The 20,833-nt window shown below is 36.9% G+C and carries 19 protein-coding genes and 3 pseudogenes; 20 read left to right on the forward strand and 2 right to left on the reverse strand.

Translation table 11 applies throughout. The features are described 5' to 3' along the window. From xylA to Q5W13_RS16170, 9 genes are all read left to right on the forward strand, one after another. Complete coding sequence (gene xylA / locus Q5W13_RS16130; protein ID WP_304443711.1) at window positions 1-1,326, forward strand: xylose isomerase; 1,326 nt, start codon at window positions 1-3, stop codon at window positions 1,324-1,326. Between the two features lie 5 nt (window positions 1,327-1,331). Then, a complete protein-coding gene (gene fsa, locus Q5W13_RS16135) occupies window positions 1,332-1,988 on the forward strand; it encodes a fructose-6-phosphate aldolase (protein ID WP_304443712.1) in 657 nt (218 codons plus the stop codon). Window positions 1,989-2,127: 139 nt separating this feature from the next. After that, a complete protein-coding gene (locus tag Q5W13_RS16140; protein WP_304443713.1) occupies window positions 2,128-2,277 on the forward strand; it encodes a hypothetical protein in 150 nt (49 codons plus the stop codon). A gap of 179 nt (window positions 2,278-2,456) precedes the next feature. After that, window positions 2,457-4,568, forward strand: a complete 2,112-nt coding sequence (locus Q5W13_RS16145; RefSeq protein ID WP_304443714.1) for a ligand-binding sensor domain-containing protein — start codon at window positions 2,457-2,459, stop codon at window positions 4,566-4,568. A 74-nt stretch (window positions 4,569-4,642) separates the two neighbouring features. Next, on the forward strand, window positions 4,643-5,767 hold the full coding sequence (locus Q5W13_RS16150) for an ATP-binding protein (protein WP_304446528.1): 1,125 nt from the start codon (window positions 4,643-4,645) through the stop codon (window positions 5,765-5,767). Then, the gene (locus Q5W13_RS16155; RefSeq protein WP_304443715.1) at window positions 5,751-6,578 is read left to right on the forward strand and encodes a response regulator transcription factor; all 828 of its coding nucleotides are present in this window, start codon (window positions 5,751-5,753) and stop codon (window positions 6,576-6,578) included. The genes Q5W13_RS16150 and Q5W13_RS16155 overlap by 17 nt, the downstream gene beginning before the upstream one ends. A gap of 141 nt (window positions 6,579-6,719) precedes the next feature. After that, complete coding sequence (locus Q5W13_RS16160) at window positions 6,720-7,322, forward strand: YkgJ family cysteine cluster protein (protein WP_304443716.1); 603 nt, start codon at window positions 6,720-6,722, stop codon at window positions 7,320-7,322. 245 nt (window positions 7,323-7,567) lie between these two features. Further along, window positions 7,568-8,164 (forward strand): hypothetical protein, encoded by a 597-nt coding sequence (locus Q5W13_RS16165; RefSeq protein ID WP_155595693.1) that lies wholly within the window; start codon window positions 7,568-7,570, stop codon window positions 8,162-8,164. A gap of 210 nt (window positions 8,165-8,374) precedes the next feature. Beyond that, window positions 8,375-8,560 (forward strand): hypothetical protein, encoded by a 186-nt coding sequence (locus tag Q5W13_RS16170; RefSeq protein ID WP_215914722.1) that lies wholly within the window; start codon window positions 8,375-8,377, stop codon window positions 8,558-8,560. 116 nt (window positions 8,561-8,676) lie between these two features. Here Q5W13_RS16170 and Q5W13_RS16175 read toward each other — a convergent pair whose 3' ends face one another. Next, window positions 8,677-9,531 (reverse strand): SDR family oxidoreductase, encoded by an 855-nt coding sequence (locus Q5W13_RS16175; protein ID WP_368662567.1) that lies wholly within the window; start codon window positions 9,529-9,531, stop codon window positions 8,677-8,679. 150 nt (window positions 9,532-9,681) lie between these two features. Here Q5W13_RS16175 and Q5W13_RS16180 point away from each other — a divergent pair, with 150 nt between their 5' ends. Together Q5W13_RS16180 and Q5W13_RS16185 are read left to right on the forward strand one after the other, a co-directional pair. After that, the gene (locus Q5W13_RS16180; protein ID WP_304443717.1) at window positions 9,682-10,029 is read left to right on the forward strand and encodes a winged helix-turn-helix transcriptional regulator; all 348 of its coding nucleotides are present in this window, start codon (window positions 9,682-9,684) and stop codon (window positions 10,027-10,029) included. Between the two features lie 154 nt (window positions 10,030-10,183). Then, window positions 10,184-10,933, forward strand: coding sequence for a CPBP family intramembrane glutamic endopeptidase (locus Q5W13_RS16185; RefSeq protein ID WP_304443718.1), 750 nt, complete (start codon window positions 10,184-10,186; stop codon window positions 10,931-10,933). A 57-nt stretch (window positions 10,934-10,990) separates the two neighbouring features. Here Q5W13_RS16185 and Q5W13_RS16190 read toward each other — a convergent pair whose 3' ends face one another. Then, window positions 10,991-11,866 carry an AraC family transcriptional regulator gene (locus Q5W13_RS16190; protein ID WP_304443719.1) on the reverse strand — a complete coding sequence of 292 codons (876 nt, stop codon included), beginning with the start codon at window positions 11,864-11,866 and terminating at the stop codon, window positions 10,991-10,993. Window positions 11,867-12,006: 140 nt separating this feature from the next. Here Q5W13_RS16190 and Q5W13_RS16195 point away from each other — a divergent pair, with 140 nt between their 5' ends. The 9 genes and pseudogenes from Q5W13_RS16195 to Q5W13_RS16235 all read left to right on the forward strand — a co-directional run bounded on the left by Q5W13_RS16195 (window position 12,007) and on the right by Q5W13_RS16235 (window position 20,811). Beyond that, window positions 12,007-12,702 carry an RraA family protein gene (locus Q5W13_RS16195; RefSeq protein WP_304443720.1) on the forward strand — a complete coding sequence of 232 codons (696 nt, stop codon included), beginning with the start codon at window positions 12,007-12,009 and terminating at the stop codon, window positions 12,700-12,702. Between the two features lie 173 nt (window positions 12,703-12,875). Continuing rightward, window positions 12,876-13,871: a mandelate racemase/muconate lactonizing enzyme family protein gene (locus tag Q5W13_RS16200; RefSeq protein ID WP_304443721.1), complete on the forward strand. Its 996-nt coding sequence runs from the start codon at window positions 12,876-12,878 to the stop codon at window positions 13,869-13,871. 54 nt (window positions 13,872-13,925) lie between these two features. Continuing rightward, on the forward strand, window positions 13,926-14,789 hold the full coding sequence (locus Q5W13_RS16205; RefSeq protein ID WP_304443722.1) for an SMP-30/gluconolactonase/LRE family protein: 864 nt from the start codon (window positions 13,926-13,928) through the stop codon (window positions 14,787-14,789). Window positions 14,790-14,823: 34 nt separating this feature from the next. Next, complete coding sequence (locus Q5W13_RS16210) at window positions 14,824-15,612, forward strand: SDR family NAD(P)-dependent oxidoreductase (RefSeq protein ID WP_304443723.1); 789 nt, start codon at window positions 14,824-14,826, stop codon at window positions 15,610-15,612. Window positions 15,613-15,747: 135 nt separating this feature from the next. Next, window positions 15,748-16,269, forward strand: a pseudogene (locus Q5W13_RS16215) (sigma-70 family RNA polymerase sigma factor); the annotation flags it as partial. 126 nt (window positions 16,270-16,395) lie between these two features. Continuing rightward, the gene (locus Q5W13_RS16220; protein ID WP_304443724.1) at window positions 16,396-16,875 is read left to right on the forward strand and encodes a GNAT family N-acetyltransferase; all 480 of its coding nucleotides are present in this window, start codon (window positions 16,396-16,398) and stop codon (window positions 16,873-16,875) included. Window positions 16,876-17,274: 399 nt separating this feature from the next. Next, window positions 17,275-18,300, forward strand: a pseudogene (locus Q5W13_RS16225) (endo-1,4-beta-xylanase); the annotation flags it as partial. 5 nt (window positions 18,301-18,305) lie between these two features. Continuing rightward, window positions 18,306-19,763, forward strand: a pseudogene (locus Q5W13_RS16230) (MFS transporter). A gap of 28 nt (window positions 19,764-19,791) precedes the next feature. Then, entirely contained in the window at window positions 19,792-20,811 is a 1,020-nt protein-coding gene (locus Q5W13_RS16235) for a glycoside hydrolase family 43 protein (RefSeq protein WP_304443725.1), read from the forward strand. The last annotated feature ends 22 nt before the right edge of the window (window positions 20,812-20,833 follow it).

A 20,833-nucleotide genomic window follows, 5' to 3' on the forward strand; every position in this document is an offset into this window, starting at 1 on the left:
ATGGCATTATTAGGAGACAAAGAGTACTTTAAAGGTATTGGAGAAATTAAGTTTGAAGGGAAAGAATCAGACAACCCTTTAGCATTTAAATATTACAACCCAGAACAAGTTGTAGCGGGCAAGACCATGAAGGAGCACTTCAAATTTGCTATCGCATACTGGCATACGTTCTGTGGGCAAGGTTCTGATCCATTTGGCCCAGGTACACAGAATTTTGCTTGGGATAAATCTTCAGATGCCGTTCAAGCTGCAAAAGATAAAGCAGATGCTGCTTTTGAGTTTATCAGTAAAATGGGATTTGATTATTTCTGTTTTCATGATTTCGATTTGATTCAAGAAGGTCCAACTTTTGCTGAATCAGAAAAAAGATTAGCTAGTATTACAGATTATATAAAGGAGAAAAAAGCGGCTTCGGGTATTAAGTTACTGTGGGGTACGGCTAACTGTTTCTCTAATCCAAGATACATGAATGGTGCTGCTACAAACCCAGATTTTGATGTGGTTGCTAGAGCAGGTGGTCAAGTAAAATTAGCGATGGATGCGACTATTGCATTAGACGGTGAGAACTATGTTTTCTGGGGAGGTCGTGAAGGGTATATGTCTCTTTTGAACACCAATATGGGTCGCGAATTAGATCATATGGCGCAGTTCTTAACTATGGCTAGAGATTATGCTCGTAAGCAAGGTTTTAAAGGTAATTTCTTTATTGAACCAAAACCAATGGAGCCAACCAAGCACCAGTATGATTTTGATTCGGCTACGGCGATCGGTTTCTTAAAAGAGTACGGATTGGATAAAGATTTTAAAATAAACATAGAAGTAAACCATGCAACTTTAGCACAACACACTTTTCAGCATGAAATGGAAGTTGCCGCTAAAGCAGGAATGTTAGGTAGTTTAGATGCAAACCGTGGGGATTACCAAAACGGATGGGATACAGATCAGTTCCCAAATAACATTCAAGAAACTACTGAAGCTATGTTGGTATTCTTACAAGCTGGCGGTCTACAAGGTGGAGGTGTTAATTTTGATGCTAAGATCAGAAGAAATTCTACTGACCTAGAAGATATTTTCTTGGCTCATATTGGTGGTGCGGACACGTTTGCAAGAGGTTTAATTACGGCCGATAAAATTATCCAGTCTTCTGATTATACCAAGCTTCGTGAAAACCGTTACAGCTCTTTTGATTCAGGAAAAGGAAAAGAGTTTGAAGGAGGTAAATTAAGCCTTGAAAACTTATACGATTTAGCAACTACAAATGGCGAGTTAGAGCTTAAGAGTGGTAAGCAAGAATTGTTCGAAAACATTATTAATCAGTACATCTAGAATATATGAAGTTTTTTATAGATACAGCAAATTTAAACGACATTCAAAGCGCCTATGAGTTAGGTGTTTTGGATGGCGTAACTACCAACCCTTCTTTAATGGCTAAGGAAGGTATTACCGGAAAGGACAATATTTTAAAGCATTACTTGGCAATTTGTGAAAAAGTTGAAGGAGATGTTTCTGCTGAGGTTATTGCAACCGATTATGCAGGTATGATCAAAGAAGGTGAGGAGCTAGCCGCTTTACATCCTCAGATTGTGGTAAAATTGCCAATGATTGCAGATGGGGTAAAGGCATGTAAATATTTCTCTGATAAAGGAATAAAAACAAACGTCACTCTAGTGTTTTCTGTAGGTCAGGCATTATTGGCAGCTAAAGCTGGTGCCACTTATGTGTCTCCGTTCTTAGGTAGATTAGATGATATTTCTACAGACGGTATGCGTTTGATTGAAGAAATCCGTCTAATATATGATAACTACGGTTTTGAAACACAAATTTTGTCGGCTTCTGTACGTCACACCATGCACGTAATCAACTGTGCTAAATTGGGGTCAGATGTAATGACAGGTCCATTGTCAGCTATAGAAGGTCTGCTTAAGCACCCGTTAACAGATAGTGGTTTAGAGAAATTCTTGACAGATTATAACAAAGGAAATGAATAGGTAAACCTGTTGCAGCCAGACGTGCTAGATAGGTCTGAGCAACAGTTTCTAATTTATTTTATAAACTATATTGCCGGTGGTTGAAACTACCGGCAATTTGGTTTAAGAGCATTCTGTTTCACCTAAATTAATCACTCTTATGAATAGCAAACTAATGTTACTTGTGTTTCAATATGGGATGGGTGTATTGACGGTCTCTTTTCAGTTTTTCTCAGATAATGATGTGTATTTGGAAGGAAAGTATAAAATAGGCAAGATACTCTGGAAAACCCGTTACGTAAAAAAGTAATACCGGAGTCTGGATATGGTGCAGAACAACTAATCTGTTTGTGTGCAATAGTCATTTGTCCTATCTTCTAACCAATTCCATAATGCACATCATATTTTGGTTTTTCACCTTATCAAATATCAACTTTTAAAAATACAATAGAGAAGAAGCACTGCAATATGAGATTAAGTAATATAATTTTGAGTTTAGTTTTTTGCGTCTTTCTTACGCAATGTCATCTCTATGGGCAAAATTCAAATGACGATTACACCTTTATAGATATAGAACAAGATAATACCCAAAGAGCCGTTTCCACTATCGTTGAAGACAGCATGGGCCTTATTTGGATGGGTACCAATGGGGTGGGACTAAAGAAGTATAATGGTATTGATTTTACTACCTATAAGCAAGATATTAGCGAGCCAAAATCGCTGAGCAATTCGCTTATCCACACGTCGTACATTGATAAATCTAATAGATTTTGGATAGGTACGGAAACGGGCTTGGATTTGTACAATAGAGATTTTGATAATTTTGATAAAATAGAGTTGAAGGGAGAACCCGGATTAGAAAACGGTGTCCTAATTAGAGCAATTCAAGAGGGTATTAATGGAGAGCTTTTAGTAGGTTCTCATTACCATGGGGTATTTAGAGTAGACCCGTTAACCTTACGCAGTGAGTCAATTCCTTTTCAGTCTACCATAGCCAAATCGGCCATACAAGTAAATTGTATTTTAAAAAGCAAAACAGGTAACGTATTTGTAGCTACTAATTACGGTCTTTTTGAATATGATGGGGTTAAGGTTAAACCCTCGCAGATTATAATTGAGAACGGCGAAATAGCTGAAAATCTGAATTTAAATATTGAGACTTTATTTGAAGATAAAGAAGGTGCAATCTGGTTAGGTACGCTATCGGACGGATTGATCAAAATAAAACTGCACTCTTCAAATAAGTATAAAATAGATTCTTTTAAAATAACTGCGGAACGGGTATTATCCATTGCCCAAGGCACAGATGGTAATATCATATGTGGTACGGAGAATGACGGGCTTTTTGTACTAAAGTCAAATGGAACACTAATTAAGAATTATCGCTATGATAAATTTGATGTTAAAAGTGTAAAATCAAACTCCATTTGGTCTGTTTTCGTAGATAGTCAAGAACGTATTTGGATTGGGTACTACAACAAAGGGGTAGGGGTTTACGATAAGTTGTTTGATAAATTTAAGGATATTGAAAGCTTGGCCAATATCAATAACTCCCTGCTACTTCCTTCTGTTACAGGTATTGCTAGTGATCAAGAAGGTAGGTTGTGGATTGGTTTAGATGGGGGTGGCATAGATGTATATAATGCTGCGGATAAAAGTATTGTTCATTTAAAAGACCCTGAAAATTCAATAGCAACTAACCTGCATGCGGCAGCTGTTTCGGGAATGTTTTTTGATAGTAAAGGAAATCTTTGGGTGGGAACATGGAATTCTGGTATCTATTATCTTCCAAAAAACACATCAACATTTATTAACTATACGATTTCAAATACCAATGGTGGGCTAACAAGTAACCGCATTATGGCATTTGATGAAGACAAAAACGGAATTATTTGGATTGGCTCTTATGTAACAGGGTTGCATTCCTTTAATCCGGCAACTAAAAAATTCACTCCTCACAATTCTCAAATTTACCAAGATGTAATTCCTAGTCATGGAGAAGTGCGTAAAATCTTGGTAGATAGTAATGATGTTATTTGGTTAGGAACCACAGGCGGACTTTATAAAATAGCTAATGATTTTTCTGAGGGAGACAAGGCTATTTCTTTAATAGAGCGCATGCACGGAGATACTGGTCAAAAACTTATAGTAGATAGAATAGTATCGCTATTTGAGGATAGCAAGAATATCATTTGGATCGGCACGGACGGTGGAGGTTTATGTAAATATGACCCATCTAAAGATATATTTATTTGGTATGGGGATAGAAATGGTTTAGGACAACAGACTATAGCTTCAATTTTAGAAGATGATAATGGTGCTATCTGGTTAGGCGGGAATAATGGTATTTCTAGATTGGATGTAGAAAAAGAAAGCTTTAAAAACTTTGATATTCATGATGGGTTATTGGCCAACGATTTTAATTACAATGCTACCTACAAAGATGATTCCGGTATTTTATATTTTGGCAGTTATGAAGGGGTTAATTCTATAGACCCCAAAAATTTGAGTTTCAATAGTAATGAACCTCAGGTTTACTTCACGGATTTTAAACTCTTTAATAAATCCGTTGTCTTAAAGGTACGGAAAAATCGCCTTTAGAAAAAGTTATAGGCCGTACGGAAAATTTAACCCTCACTCATAATCAGTCGGTTTTTACAATAGAATATGCGGGAATAAATTTCACAAGGCCCAAAAAGAACCAGTACGCCTATTTTTTAGAAGGTTTTGACAACCGGTGGAACTATGTAGGGAAAACCAGAAGTGCAACCTATACGAATCTTCCTGTGGGTGACTATGTTTTTAAGGTGAAAGCAGCCAATAATGATGGTGTTTGGAATGAAACACCAAAGACTTTACGGCTTACTGTTTTAGCACCTTGGTGGGGTACAACTACGGCTATTTTACTGTATATACTGGCCATTTTACTAATAACTTACTTTTTGGTGAAGTTGGCAAATCAGCGAGTTCAGGAAAAAAGAATGGTTCAATTTGAACGCGAAAAGCGGTTACAGGAAGAAGTGTTGAACGATAGAAAAATTCAATTTTTCACTAATATCTCCCATGAATTTAGGACTCCGCTTACGCTTATTTTAAATCCGTTAGAAGACATTCTTAGAGATTCAGGAACTTCTTTTTCTCAAAAGATGAAGGAAAAGTTGGGTATCATCCACAAGAACACCAACAGATTAAAGCGGTTGATAGATGAGTTGATGGATTTCAGAAAACTGGACATCAACAAGCTGAACGTTAAGGTGTCCGAACTGGAAGCTGTGTCTTTTGTAAAGGAGATAACCGGTCACTTTGAAGAAGAAGCTACGCTAAAGGATGTGCATTTGGTGGTAGAATCGGATGAACCGCCGTTAACCCTTTGGAGCGATCCCTCCATGCTGGAAAAGGTTATTTTTAATATTCTCTCCAATGCCTTTAAGATCACCCCGGATAAAGGAACCATTACGGTGGGGATTTTTAAGTGTGCCGATAAAGTAATATTGCCCCTTTTAAACGAGGAGGAATCGGTCCGGGCTCTGGAAATTTATATAGAGGATACCGGTAGCGGAATTGGTAAGGACGAGTTGGAAAAGGTTTTTGAACGTTTCTATCAAGTAGAAAAAATGAACAGCCAGTATTATGGAGGTACGGGTATTGGTCTTGAAGTGGTAAAAAGTTTTGTAGACCTTTTAAAAGGTAAGGTCATAGTAGAAAGCGAAGAGGGCATTGGAACCAAATTTAGAATATTTCTTCCGCTGGGGAATGCCCACTTTAAACCAAGTGAACTTTTTCTTGAAACCAACTCCTAAAGAAGAGGATTTACCACTGGTTAAGGTAGATGAAGATATAGTGGAAAGGCTTTCCAATAAGGGCTCGGGCACTACATTGCTTATTGTGGAGGATAATGCGGAGCTACGTACTTACCTAAAAAGTGAACTTAAAGATGAGTATGCTGTAATTGAAGCGGTAAATGGTACCGAGGGATTAAAAGCTGCAGAAAAAAGAACGCCGGATATTATCCTGTCGGATGTGGTTATGCCGGAAATGGACGGTTTTGAGTTTTGTAGGCATATTAGGGAAGACCTTAAAACAAGCCACATTCCTATACTTATGCTAACCGCCAAAACCATGACGGATGATTGGGTAAAGGGAATTGACTGCGGAGCGGATATCTACCTGACCAAACCTTTTGAGATGACCGTTTTAAAGGCGCAGCTAAAACAGATTCTTAGCAGCAGGCAAGTGCTTTTTAATAAGTATTTAAATGACTCCAACAACGTAAAAATACCTGAAAATACGTCTGAATTGGATAAGGGTTTTATTGGCAAGGTACTGGATTATGTTACCGATAATTTATCGGATGAAAACCTTAATGTAGAGCAGTTGGCAGAGGAATTAAATCTAAGTAGAAGTCAATTATACCGGAAGATAAAAGCGCTCACCGGTTACTCCGCAAATGAATTCTTGAGAAAGATAAGGCTTGAAAAAGCCAAGAAAATGATAGAAAACGGAAACGAATCTATCAGTGAGGTCTGCTTTAAAGTAGGCTTTTCCTCTCCTTCTTATTTTACCAAATGCTTTAAGGCACAATTTGGGTTTCTTCCTACTGAGGTTAAGTAAGAACCTATTAATTTTTATTGTAGAACAAATCTTAATACTTCGCTAGATTTAATTAAATTAGGGGTGAAATAGATATACAGGGAAATCGGTATTTCTTATACTCTTGCGTTTGGTAATAATTGAGCAGAAATTTATATTGTTATGAATTTTAATTTCGAGTTAATTTCGAAAGAAATAAAAAGAGTTCACTGTGATTTGGACAAAGATATTGGAGCTATTAAAAATCAATGTAGAAAAGGTTGTTCTCATTGTTGTTACCAACCAATTGAAATAGTTTCACACGAAGAGCTGCCTATAGTAGAATTTATTCGTTCTGAAATGAATCATGACTTGTATTTGATAGTTAGAAGACAAATAGCATTATGGGCAGCTCATTTTAATGAACACTATGTAGATTTAGGTTCTAATAAGACTATCAATAATATATCAGAGGTTAATAGAATTTACAGAGAAAAAGTGAATAGTGATAAGCTCGCATGTCCTTTTTTAGTAAATAACTTATGTAGTATATATAAGGCTCGACCTTTAGCATGTCGTTCACACATTGAAATTGAATCAGCTACTAAATGCGAAAATGACGGTTTGAGAGAACCCATGAATAATGTTCAAGAAATAAGGATAGAGTATTTTAAAAAATTAAGTAAGCTTCCAAACTCTACTTTGAGATATTTACCGGTAGCATTATCTACTACATTTGGATTTAATAATATTTTTAAGCCACATCCAATGCTTAGATTGAATTGATAAATCAGTTTTGAAAAAGTGATGTAAACTGAACAATATTTTACGCAAACTTAACGGGCAAAGTACTTTAGGTTTAAATCTCATAGATTTAACTTTTGAACAAGAAATATAAAAACCTAACAATAAGCTTTAACTTTGAGCTTAGAAGGAGACCGGCCAAGACGATAATTTGTCTGCTGTTCTCGCGGACGGCCTCCGTACTAGGACCAACGTAATTTTCGTTAAGCATTTAAAATTTATTAGACTTGAAGGAATTGTTTAAAAAAAACTCCATCAAAGTATTGTTGTTTCTTTTGGTCTGCTGTGTGCTTTATTGTAATGACGAAAGGAAGAGAGAAAAAATTAATGCTAATGAAGAAATTTCAATTGCAAAAATTATTAGTAAGGGGCGTAGAAATAGAATTGGTTATAAATTTCAATATAATGGTAACTGGGTCACCGGAAGTGGTTCTGGAGGTTTTAATTCTGAAGTAGGGGAATACTATAGAGTTAATTTTGATAAAACCAATCTCAAAAATTCAGAAATAATTATACGTGAGAAATCTATTAATCCAATGATTTTAATAAATAATGGACCGGAGATAAATGGAATTGTAGAAAAAATCGGTTATCCATCAAAAAAGTACTTAGACCTTTATATATCTTATGAATATAATAAGGAAAAGTATGAATTTAGAACAAGAAAGCACATTGACAGTCTATCTTGTGGAACGGTTTCTGATTGCGAGAATGCAACCATTAAAATACGGATTAGTGATTATTTTCCGGAGTTGAACAACCTTTATTATGAAAGTTATGACAGGAGCAAATTAAGGCGAGAAATTAAAAGAAAGTTTGAATAAAACTCATACGTATCAAGACTCATTAGCAGCTTGGATTTTTTAGCTTATAAATTAGTTTACCTGCATATTTCTAAAGCCATAAAATATTTAACTCCTGTTAATCTTGAAACCGTTTGCCCTTTAGGTTACTATCATAAAGCATTGTTAACAATACATTCCAGCTCAATAGCATTAATTATATTTATTTAACTAATAGGATGAATCCGAGATATGGAAACTAAACAACAGAGTAAATGGTATAATAGCAGCACTACGGTAGATATCTTATTGTTTTTATTGCCACCTTTAGGTTTTTACGGACTGTATAAGACAAAGACAATCAAGTCCAATACATCCAAAATTCTTTACGGAGTAATGGCTTTTGTTTCTATGCTAACCTTGTTGATTAGTTTGTAAGCGAAACCAAAAATTAAACAGTATCCAAAACCCTGTGTAACCTAAATTCTGGATACTGTTCGTATTGATTAAACTAGCGCCAGCCTTTCGTGACAAACGCTCAGAACCTTTTAAAACTAGGATGCCATTTCCCATTTTACAGACTTTACCCAGTCCGTTAAACTTTGCGGAGTTACTCCCAATAGTTCTTGCGTTGCTTTAAAGTCTTTGGCAATCAATTGTTCTCTATTGCTTTCTACATATCTATAAAGATTGGAAATTTCTCTTCCTGCAACTTCTCCAAAAGCAGGTGAAATTTTCTTTTCGAATTCATCTGGAGTCATAGAAACATAATGTACTTGCTTTCCTATTTCAGATGAGATAGCCGCTGCTATTTCTTCTCCCGAAAATAAGTTCCCTCCAATTGGTAAAACCTTACCGGACAATTCTGGTTTTTCAACTGCAGAGGCTACATATTTTGCTAAATCCGTATGGCTGATCCATGGCACTTTACTTCCTGATGCTACTGGGTAGGGAACAAAATTGTTATTTAAAATAACCGGAATAGACCATGGTGCAGAAATATTGTCAATATAGATGTCAGGTACTAACGTGGTTACATTTAGTCCAGATGCATCCAGTAAGTTTTTAACTTCTGCTTTTATGTCAAGGGCTAACAGGCCATGACTTTTTTCAGGCAAATCAAAACCTACATTGTATACCACGTGGGATACATTTTGCTCTTTTGCCGCGTCAATAAAATTTAAAGTATACTCCTTTGCTAAGCTTAAATCAAATAGTAATGGGAACGTATAAACAGCCACATCTACTCCCGTTAATGCCTTATGTAAAGCTTCCTTATTTTCTAATCCTCCTTTTACAACATGTATACCTGGGACATTGCCTTCTGAGCGTGATAATGTGGTTACCTCATGTCCTTTTTTGATTAACTGTAGTGCTATGCTGCCTCCTGGAACCCAGTAGCTGCCGATACAAGTATTTTCATCTTTTTATATTTCAAATATTAATTATGGCCCTAAAGTAGTATATTACCCTACTTTTTGAAAGTACCTACCAAAAAGTAGGGTGCTTACTAAAAAGTATGTAAAATTGATAATCAATTAGTTATAATAAATTAAAAAATGTTAAAAGATGAAACCTGTCCTGTAAGTACGGCATTAAGCATCATTGGAGGGAAGTGGAGATTGCAGATAATCTTTCAAATAGGTAATGAAAAAAGAAGGTTTGGAGAACTAAAAAGACGTATTCCAACAATTAGTGAAAAGATGCTCATTCAGGAACTGAAAAATTTGACAGGAGCGGGAATTTTAAATAGAAAAGCTTACAATGAGATTCCACCTAAAGTAGAATACTCATTGACCGAAGAAGGACAAAAAATATTACCGATTATAGATCAGATAAAAGCTTTTGGTACCGAGTTGATGGAAAAATCAAACACGAATAAAAATAACCTTGGTACAAGCGAATAATTCAATGTAACACACATTTGTATACGCCTCTTTACGGAGGTTTTTTTGCTTGATAAGAAGTTGTTCCTCAAATTAAATACGAATAATTACTAACTTGGTATACCATATCGAAGCTCAATAAAAGCTGAATCTACTTAAGGGTCTAAAACAAGTTATGGAGGAAGAATTAAAACCGTTTTGGAGAAAGATTTTCAATTTTGATTGGAAATTCGGCCTTTTCCTAATCCTACTCATTTGTATTCCTCGTTTTGCATTGGTCCTGCAGGCTAATCAAACTGCTAATTATAGTTGGCTAGGATTGATAATGTTTATTTCGGCTATAGTGCCTTTCCTGTTTTTGAGTAAGAAGGGAAGAAGAAAAATAGGTCTTAAGAAGCCAGAGAACTTCAATTGGGTAATTATTGCTATAGTAATTGGCCTAGTTTTTAGTATCTCATTATATTATTTGGGGGTAGCCTTGTATGGTAACTCTTTTGAAAATTGGTATTACTACATTGGGAAATCCTATAATATTCCTGCAGGAATTGACGGGGAAGGAAAACTCATTTTATTCAGTGTTATGGCATTGACCGGAATGACGTTTAGCCCAATTGGCGAGGAACTTTTTTTTAGAGGAATAGTCCACTCAAGTATGGCAACCTCATTAGGAGATAGAAAGGCATCTTTAATTGATAGTTCGGCATTCGCCCTTGTCCACATTTCCCACTTTGGTTTAGTATTCGTAAATCAAGAATGGAGATTCCTGTTGGTGCCAACCATTATCTGGGTTTTAAGTATGTTCTGTGTCAGTATACTTTTTTACATATGTAGAAAACGCTCAGGCTCTATTTTAGGCGCAATACTATGCCATGCAGCTTTTAATCTTGGAATGATTTATTGTATCTTTTATCAAATTAATGGATAGCAGTTTTACGAACTGATAGAAGCAAAATAAAAGGTCAAATACAAGGTTTACCAGATTCTAAACTGTATCAAAGTTGTACTGATTTCTGTAAAGGGTAGGGGTTTTTCCTGTGATGTTTTTAAACGAGCGACTGAAATAAGTAAAACTATCAAACCCACACTCATAGCAGATTTGACTGGTCGACAGGTCATTGTTTTGCAAGAGCTTACAGGCATAGCCTATTCTAGCTTCTTTAACAAATTGAGAAAATGTTTTTCGGGTCTTCTTTTTAAAGAATCTACAGAATGCACTTTTAGAAAGATTCAGCAGATTTGCCGCCTCATCTAAATTTATGTTCTCGGTCAGATGTTCCATAACATACTCATAAACTTTATCCAGTCTTTCGTCATTTCCCTTATTAAACGATTTAACAAAACCGGAAGTGGCCAAGAGCTGGTGTTCGGTAGTTGTTGCAATATCGTTCAATACCTCAAAGAACAACATCAGTTTTTCAAAACCTTCAGTATGGGTCAGCTTTTCGATTTTTACTGCGATTTCCGTTCGGGCTGGACCATCTATACGAATACCGTACTTCGCTTTTTTTAATAAATCATCTACCGCTTTTATGCCTTCCAGGGTCAAAAACCTGCTTCCCCAAAGCTCAGGTTCAAAATGGATAATTATTGCAGCGGCATGATTACCCGAGGTATTCTGGTAATAGGATGCTTCGTTCTGCCATAGGTGTGGCAAATTAGGACCAATCAATACTAAATCGCCCACAGAGAACTGGTCAATATGATCACCAATAAACCGTATTCCATCACTCTTTAAAATAAGGGTAAGCTCAATTTGATCATGAAAGTGCCATGAGTTGTAAAAATGGGGCAATTCATCTTTTCTAACTTCAAAAGCCTTATTAGAGGGTAGTGTTATTTTCTGGGAAATGGCTTTCATAGACGCTTATATTGTCAATTTGTAATTCAAATTATCAATAAAATGTGAATATAGTGTATTTTATTGTAAACGCTGTGGAGGTGTTGAGTGCTCTTGTACACTAGTTTTGGATTTCTAATCTATTCTAAAAATAAGCGTATATGAATGTACAGGATATGTCGGATGAAGAATTGTTCACGGCGGCCCGAAAAGAATTGTTTACGGCCGTAGTTGGTGATGCTATGGATAAGATGAAATTGCTCCATCAGTTTTTGCCAGCTAAAGTACAGCCACTTAAATCTGACATGCTTTTAATAGGAAGGGCGATGACCGTGCTTGAAGCCGATACTTTTGAAGAAACGCCAAGCTTCACGAACAACCCTATACTTAAAAAACCATTCGGGCTAATGCTAGAAGCTTTGGATGATTTAAAAAAAAACGAGGTCTACATATGTACCGGAGCCTCTGATCACTACGCTTTAATTGGGGAGATTATGATGACCCGAGCTAAAAAGCTAGGTGCCGCCGGTGCCGTAGTAAACGGTTATTCCAGAGATACCCATGGGTTGTTGGATTTGGATATGCCTATTTTTTCCTATGGAAATTATGCTCAGGACCAAGGGCCTAGAGGAAGGGTAATAGATTTTCGGGTGCCCATAGAGATTGAAGGAGTGAGAATCAATCCCGGAGATATCGTAATAGGCGATGTAGATGGCGTGTGTGTAGTACCTAAAGAACATGAAAAGGAAGTTTTTGAACGTGCTTTTGAAAAAGCAAGAGGCGAACGAAAAGTGTTGAAAGCGGTACAAGATGGAATGAGCGCTGTAGATGCATGGAACACTTATGGCATCATGTAAATACAAAAAAGAGAAGAGAGTAATACTAATTAGAATATAGCATAATGAAAATTACGGAAGTAAAAGTTTGGCTGGTAGAAGGGGTAAAATATAACTGGACACTATTAAAAATCTATACGGATACCGGCCATACCGGTGTTGGTGAGTCTACAAACTGGTAAGGTAGCCAAATTGTGGAGGCCGCTACTCGAGAATTGGGCGAAAGAATTATAGGTCTTGACCCCATGCGAACCGATTTTATATGGACAAAATTATACCGTGATCTAAACTGGGTGGGGCCTTATGGCGCCAGTATGTGTGCTATAAGTGGCATTGATATGGCTCTTTTAGACCTTAAGGGCAAGGTTTTAGGAGTTCCCATGTATGAGTTGCTGGGTGGGCAGTATCGTACGGAGATTCCACTATATGCCAATTATTGGTTTGTAGGCGGCGGCCACAATACTGATGATTACGTACGCCAGGCCAAAATAGTAAAAGAAGCAGGTTTTAGCGGCTTAAAATTTGACCCCTTTGCACATACCAATTATTTTTATGGCGAAGACCTTAGTACGGAGCTTACCCTTACCAAATCGCAACAAGATTTAGCTTTCAATATTAGTAAGGCGGTACGTGATGCCATAGGTCCGGATATGGACATGATGATTGAAACACACGCCATGCTGAATTTTAAAGTTGCCGTGGCCATGGCAGAAAGATTGGCTGCTTTGGACATTGCTTGGTTTGAAGAGCCGGCAGGACCGGAAAGTACAAAGACCTTAAGGGCGTTTAGAGAACGCATAGACCCTAAAGTTTCTATTTGCGTTGGAGAAAGGCACTATACACGATATGGCATACGGGATGTTTTGGAAAGTTACGTGGCAGATGTTATTATGCCGGATATTACAAGATGCGGTGGCCCTAGTGAAATGAAACGTATGGCAACAATGGCGGAAGCCTATAATGTTTTGGTGGCTCCGCATAATCCAAACGGACCGTTATCTACCTTGGCAAGTTCACATGTTTGTGCTTCTATTCCCAATTTCTTTCGTCAGGAATTTATTTTCAACGATGTACCTTGGAGGGATGAAGTTATAAACCACCCACTCAATATTAAAAATGGTAAATTGATAATTTCAGATAGACCAGGACTTGGAGTGGATCTTGTTGAGAGCGAAATGGAAAAGCACTAAGATACGAAAACATAGGGAGGGATATTATATTTAATTAAACAGTAGTAGAGTTATATGGTTGAAACGGTTCTAAGTAGTACGGCAGCATTAGGTGAAGGTGTTTTTTGGCATCCCCAAGAAAAAAAAGTCTATTGGATAGATATTTATGGCAAAGAAATTCACGCCACCGACCCAAAGACCGGAAGTAACCAAACTTTTAAGTTTCCTGAATTTGTGGGTACAATTGCTCCCATTGTTTCTGGGGGATTGTTGGTGGCCTTAGAAAATGGTGTAGTGGAACTAAATACCGAAACAGGCGAATTTTCCTCCGTTTTAGAACTCGAAAAAGATAAATCCAGTAATAGGTTTAACGACGGTAAGTGCGACCCAAAGGGAAGGTTTTGGGTAGGCAGTATGTGCCGTCATGGATTAAACCCAACAGGAGCTTTATACACTATAAACACAGACAAGAGCTTTGTGAAAAGAGTGGAAAATATTACCGTGTCAAACGGTATCACTTGGAGTTTGGACCATAAGACCATGTACTATATAGACTCGCCAACAAGAAAAGTAGTGGCCTATTCATACGATGTAGAAACCGGAAATATATCTAACCCCATAAAAGTAATTGATGTACCTGAAGAATTTGGTTTTCCCGATGGAATGACGATTGATAATGAGGGAATGTTGTGGATCGCTTTGTGGGGCGGAAACTCGGTATCTCAATGGAATCCTAATACGGGCGAACTTATCCAAAAGATAATGATACCTGCCCCTCATGTAACGTCATGTGCTTTTGGGGGAGAAAATCAGCGCAAACTTTTCATCACAACGGCAAGAGAAGGCCTTACCGAAGAACAATTGTCCGAGTACCCATTAAGCGGAAGTCTTTTCTATAGACCTACCTGTGGGCGGCCCGGAGGTTTTTTTTTTAAATAAATTAATAGCTCCTAATACTTAATTACAAATTGATATGTTGAACATAGATTTTAAAAATAAGGTTGTACTAATTACAGGAGTAACCAGTGGCATAGGGGCTGGAATAGCTGCCATATTTTCAGAAGCAGGTTGTCTTGTTTCGGGTTGTGGAAGAAGGGAAGAATCCCATACCGATGTTCAAAAATTTCATAACAAAGGAAAGCAATATGAATCAGCTACTCTCTATACCCAAACCGATGTTACAAACGATGACGACCTAAAGAATCTTGTTGACCGTACCGTAGATGAATTTGGGAAAATCGATTTTTTAATATCCAATGCAGGAGCAAATTCTTTTCAGGGAGCAAAGGAATGTAGCGATTCAGATTTTGATAAAAACCTAAACTTGAACTTGAGGTCACATTGGAAAATAAGCCAATTATGTCAACCTCATTTAAGTAAGAGCGATAATGGAACTATAGTTATTATCACATCAAACCATGGCTATTCTACCATGCCGGGTTGCTTTCCGTATAACACCACTAAAACGGCATTAAGAGGATTAGTACAGTCGTTAGCAATTGAATGGGGACCAAAAATAAGGGCCTTGGGTATAGCTCCAGGATTTATAGAGACTGCGGGAACACAAACTTGGTTTGACTCTTTTCCTGATCCAGAGGAGGAGCGGAAGAGAACCAACGCTTTGCATCCTAGTGGAAGGATTGGAACACCAGAGGAGGTGGGAGCCTTTTGCGCTTTCTTATGCAGTGATTACGGAAAATTCATGAACGGAACAACATACCTAATGGACGGGGGAAGGTCTGCACTAATGCAAGACGCCTAACTATAACAGCGTTTTTTAATTACTATTTGTAGAAAACTACGAGCATTATAGTGCGGGGTAATAGGTAGGAACATTTCAAAAGAAGTAAAGAAAATATGATAATAGAAAAGGACCAAGGTTTTAGTAAGTAATCTAAAAGCTGGTGATATAAAGGCATATGAGGCACTATATGAAAAGTATAGGAATAGACTCTATCACTTTGCATTCGGATATTTAAAATCCCATGTAGAAGCAGAAGGATTGGTGCAAGATGTTTTTGTTATCATTTGGAAAAAGAGAGCTGATTTAAAGCCGGAATGTTCCTTTAAATCTTACATTTTTACCATAGGCTTCAATCAGATTAAGGGGATGTTTTCAAAAAGAACCGCTCATAAAAATTACATGAACTCTAAAGCAGACGGTGAAAGTTTGGATTATTCTACCATGAATATGGTTGATTATACTTTTTTGATGGATAATCTAATGGGCGTTGTTGCAAAAATTCCGTTACGAAGAAGAGAAACCTTTATGAAGAGTAGGTTTGATGGCTTGTCGGTAAAAGAAATTGCACAAGAAATGGAGGTCAGTCCAAAAACGGTGGAGAACCAGATTACATTAGCATTACGGTTTATAAAATCGAATTTGGCAGTAGAAAGAAGTCTGGTTGGCTCTCGCTAAGTATTCTATTTATTACGTTTTCTCAGATATTGACACAACAAAAGACTTAGAAAATTACGGGTACAATAGAAGTATATGTACTGTTATGTGTAAATCTATATCTTTATATGAATTAAAAATACTGGATTGGAAATAGTAGAAACGCATAAAAAGGAATACACCATTTCAACCGACAAGGATAAGCTAGATATTTTGAGCATCTACAAATTCCTTTCAAACGAAACTGATTGGGCTAAGGGAATTCCAATGAATACCCTAAAAATATCCATTGAAAACTCTTTGAATTTTGGACTGTATCATAATAACAAACAAATTGGCTACGCCAGAATAATTTCAGACTATTCCACAATTGCGTATTTAGGAGATGTATTTGTTCTTAAAGAATATAGAGGAAAAGGATTAAGTAAATGGTTGATAAATGAAATAATGGAACATCCAAACCTTCAAGGATTAAGACGATGGATTTTACTAACTGACACTGCAGAATGGCTTTATAAGAAATTTGGATTTACAGAATTGCCTCATCCTGAATTTTACATGGAAAAGCATGATTCAAATGTATATAAAGGAATAGAAACTACTAAAGGTAATTCTGAAGAAAGCTAAAATAGGATGGTTTAGCAATGAACAGACCCTCACAAAACTTAATTAAAACCACTCTTTTTCTACATTCAAAAACGTGAGTTTTAGTCACTCGCATTTTCTGCATCGTGCCCAATTACTTAAAGCTCATCGCTTTTATGAGGTAAAATGCCACAAATGTTTTATACAGCGCTTCATTTGTAGTATAGGCACCTTAGTAATTTTACGACTTTTATCATATTCATAGTTAATAGAATTGACTAGTTATATTATCGATTTCTCTATTTAACCATTTTAATTTAATGATATGTTTAAAACTGTTCTAGTATTTTTTGCAATCCTGTTGTTCTTGTTTGGTTTTGGAAAACTAAGAGAAAATAAGTTTCAGACAGGTGTGAAGAGGTTACTGGCCTCAAAAAAGCATTCCAAAAAGAGTTTTATATAGGAGCGGCTATTAATGACAAAATTATAACAGGAAAAGATAAAAAGGCTCTTGAAGTTTTAAAGAGAGAATTCAATACCATAAGTCCAGAAAACGTCATGAAATGGGAAGAGATTCATCCGTCTCCAGACACGTTTTATTTTGATATGGCCGACAAGTATGTGGCTCTTGGTAAAGAAAATAACATGTTCGTTATTGGTCATACACTTTTATGGCATAGCCAAATAGGGCCATGGATGAATACCGTAAATGATAGTGCCACCATGGCAAATTATATCCGTGATCATATTACGACCGTAGCAAGTAGGTATAGTGGTAAAATTGATGGTTGGGATGTGGTAAACGAGGCTTTAAATGAAGATGGTTCGCTAAGGGAATCTGTCTTTTTAAAGGTGATGGGAGATCGGTATTTAGAATTTGCATTTAAGGTTGCAGAAAAAGCAGACCCATCTGCAGAGTTATATTATAACGATTATAATATGTGGAAACCCAAAAAGCGGGAAGGGGCTATACGGCTTATAGAAAATCTACAAAAAAGCGGAGCTAAGATTAACGGAGTAGGTATGCAGGCACATTGGGGTTTGACAGAACCCTCATTGGAAGAAGTAGAGAATAGTATTGTGGCCTATGCAAAACTGGGTTTAAAGGTTTCCATTACAGAATTGGATGTTACCGTTTTACCAAACCCTTGGGGATTGGAAGGCGCAGAAATTGGTCAAAACTATGAGGAGAGCGAAGCAATGAATCCTTACCCAAATGCTTTGCCAGATTCTGTAGAAGTGCAGTTAGCCAAGCGTTACAAGGATATTTTTAAACTCTTTTTAAAACACAGTGATAAGATTGATAGGGTTACTTTCTGGGGAGTGAATGACCAAAGTTCATGGCTTAACAATTGGCCAATTACTAATAGAACTAATTACCCTTTACTTTTTGATAGAAAATTTGAAGCGAAAAAAGCATATCAGGCGGTAATGGAACTTAAAATAGATTCAACCAACCAACAGTAATTCTTATGAATCTAGAATCTCAAAAATTATCTGTCAAGGAGAAAATCGGTTACAGCCTAGGCGATTTAGCGGCTAACTTGGTCTTTCAGACTTTAATGACTTACCTTGGCCTATTTCTATACAGATATTTATGGTCTGGAAACTAGCCATGCATCGGCCATTATATTAACTGTTGGTCTTGTTGCGGCATTCGGTTTTAACCCTATTATTGGTGCTCTTGCGGATCGTACGACTTCTAAATGGGGTAAGTTTAGACCTTGGATTTTATTTACTGCGGTTCCTCTGGGTGTTGTAGCACTTTTGGCTTTCAGCACTCCTGATTTTGATTATAAGGGCAAGGTTATTTATGCGGTGGTAACGTATACATTTTTGCTGCTTTTATATGCGGCTAATAATTTGCCGTACTCTGCATTAAGTGGCGTGATTACAGGCGATATGGGCGAAAGGAATAGCCTGTCCGCTTATCGCTTCGTAGGTGTTATGTTCGCACAGTTTTTTGTGCAGGTATTTATGCTGCCCATAATTGAATCTGCAGGTAATGGAGATAAAGCTGTGGGTATAGAGATTGTAATGACTTGGTTGGCCATTATTGGCACAGTGATGCTCATAATTACTTTTTTGACTACTAAGGAACGTATTGTACCTACTCCGGAACAGAAATCTACTTTAAAAGAAGATTTGGGTGATTTATTCGGTAACAAACCATGGATCATTATGTTGGTGCTTACTACGCTCGTATTTGTAACCTTGGCAATGAAAGGTGGGTCTTATGTGTACTACTTTGAGAACTACGTGAATGAAGAAAGTTTGACGGTTTTTATACAACCTATATTAGATGCTCTAGCATCTATTGGCGTCAATTTTTTTGGTGAGAATCCGGTTTCTGCGGGTTTTGGACTTTTTAATGCCGGTGGTATTATTTTTATGATTGTGGGTATTACGTTATCAAAAGATTTGCCGATAAATATGGAAAGCGAGATGTCTTTATGGTAGCTCTTTTTATATCAACACTTTTTATTATTTTCTTTTACTTCTTCTCTCCCAATTCTGTGGGGTTAATTTTTACATCACAGATTTTTCATGGTTTCTTTTATGGTTTGACAATCCCCCTACTCTGGGCCATGATTGCAGACGTAGCAGATTTCTCGGAATGGAAGAACAATAGAAGAGCTACGGCTATAATTTTCTCTGCTATGATGGTGGGTTTAAAAGGAGGTCTAAGTATTGGGAGTGCATTGCTAACGGCCATTTTAGGAGCATATGGTTATATTTCAAAAGAAGCTATGGTTGCAGGAGAAGCTATTGTGCAACCCGAAAGTGCTATTCAAGGAACAAAAATGTTAGTGAGTATTTACCCTGCAATTCCGTTTTTATTGGGGATTGCATTGCTGTTTTTATATGAGATAAATAAAAAGATGGAAACTCAGATAGAGGTAGATTTAAAGAAACGAAGAATAAAATAAATAAAGCATAATATAACACGAATATCACATGCCAGAAGAATCTATAGAAAATATCGATTTTGATAAGTTGAACGAAACAGCTATTTCCCAGCCGTTGGTAAAGAACATATATACGGCAGACCCCTCTGCACATGTTTTTAATGGAAAAATATATATCTATCCATCTCATGACATTGAATCAGGGATTCCCTTTGATGATTTAGGGAGTCATTTTGCCATGCAGGATTATCATGTAATTTCTATGGATGGAGTGCATAGTGAAGCAGTTGATAACGGAGTAGCGCTTCATGTTGATGATGTGCCATGGGCAGAAAAACAAATGTGGGCACCAGATGCAGCACATAAAGATGGCAAATACTATTTATATTTTCCCGCACGAGGATATGACGGAATTTTCAAAATAGGCGTAGCTATTGGTGATACTCCAGAAGGACCTTTTACGCCTCGGCCCGAAGCTATAAAAGGTAGTTATTCCATAGACCCCGCAGTTTTTGAAGATGAAGACGGTAGTTATTATATGTATTTTGGTGGAATTTGGGGCGGACAGCTTCAAAAATATCGTAATAATACATACGATAAAAGCAATGAAATGCCAGAACCTGAAGAAGTGGCGCTATTACCTATTGTAGCCAAATTAACGGACGATATGCTAGAGTTTGCAGAAGAGCCAAAAGAGGTGCAAATTTTAGATGCAGATGGGAAATTACTTTTAGAGGCCGATAATGATAGACGTTTCTTTGAAGCTTCTTGGATACATAAATACGATGGTAAATATTACTTTTCCTATTCTACGGGAGATACCCATTTTATTTGTTATGCCATAGGGGATAACCCCTATGGACCTTTTACGTATACCGGTCGTATATTAAATCCTGTTGTAGGTTGGACATCTCATCACTCTATATGTGAGGTAGAAGGTAAGTGGTATCTGTTTTATCATGATTCTAGCTTATCAAAAGGCGTAACTCATTTACGTTCTGTAAAGGTTGCAGAAATTACCTATAATCCAGATGGGAGTATCGTAACTCTAGACCCTTATCTTAAGTAGTAAATTAAATATTAAAATTTAT

The sequence above is a fragment of the Zobellia laminariae genome (genome assembly GCF_030553095.1).
Lineage (GTDB): Bacteria > Bacteroidota > Bacteroidia > Flavobacteriales > Flavobacteriaceae > Zobellia > Zobellia laminariae.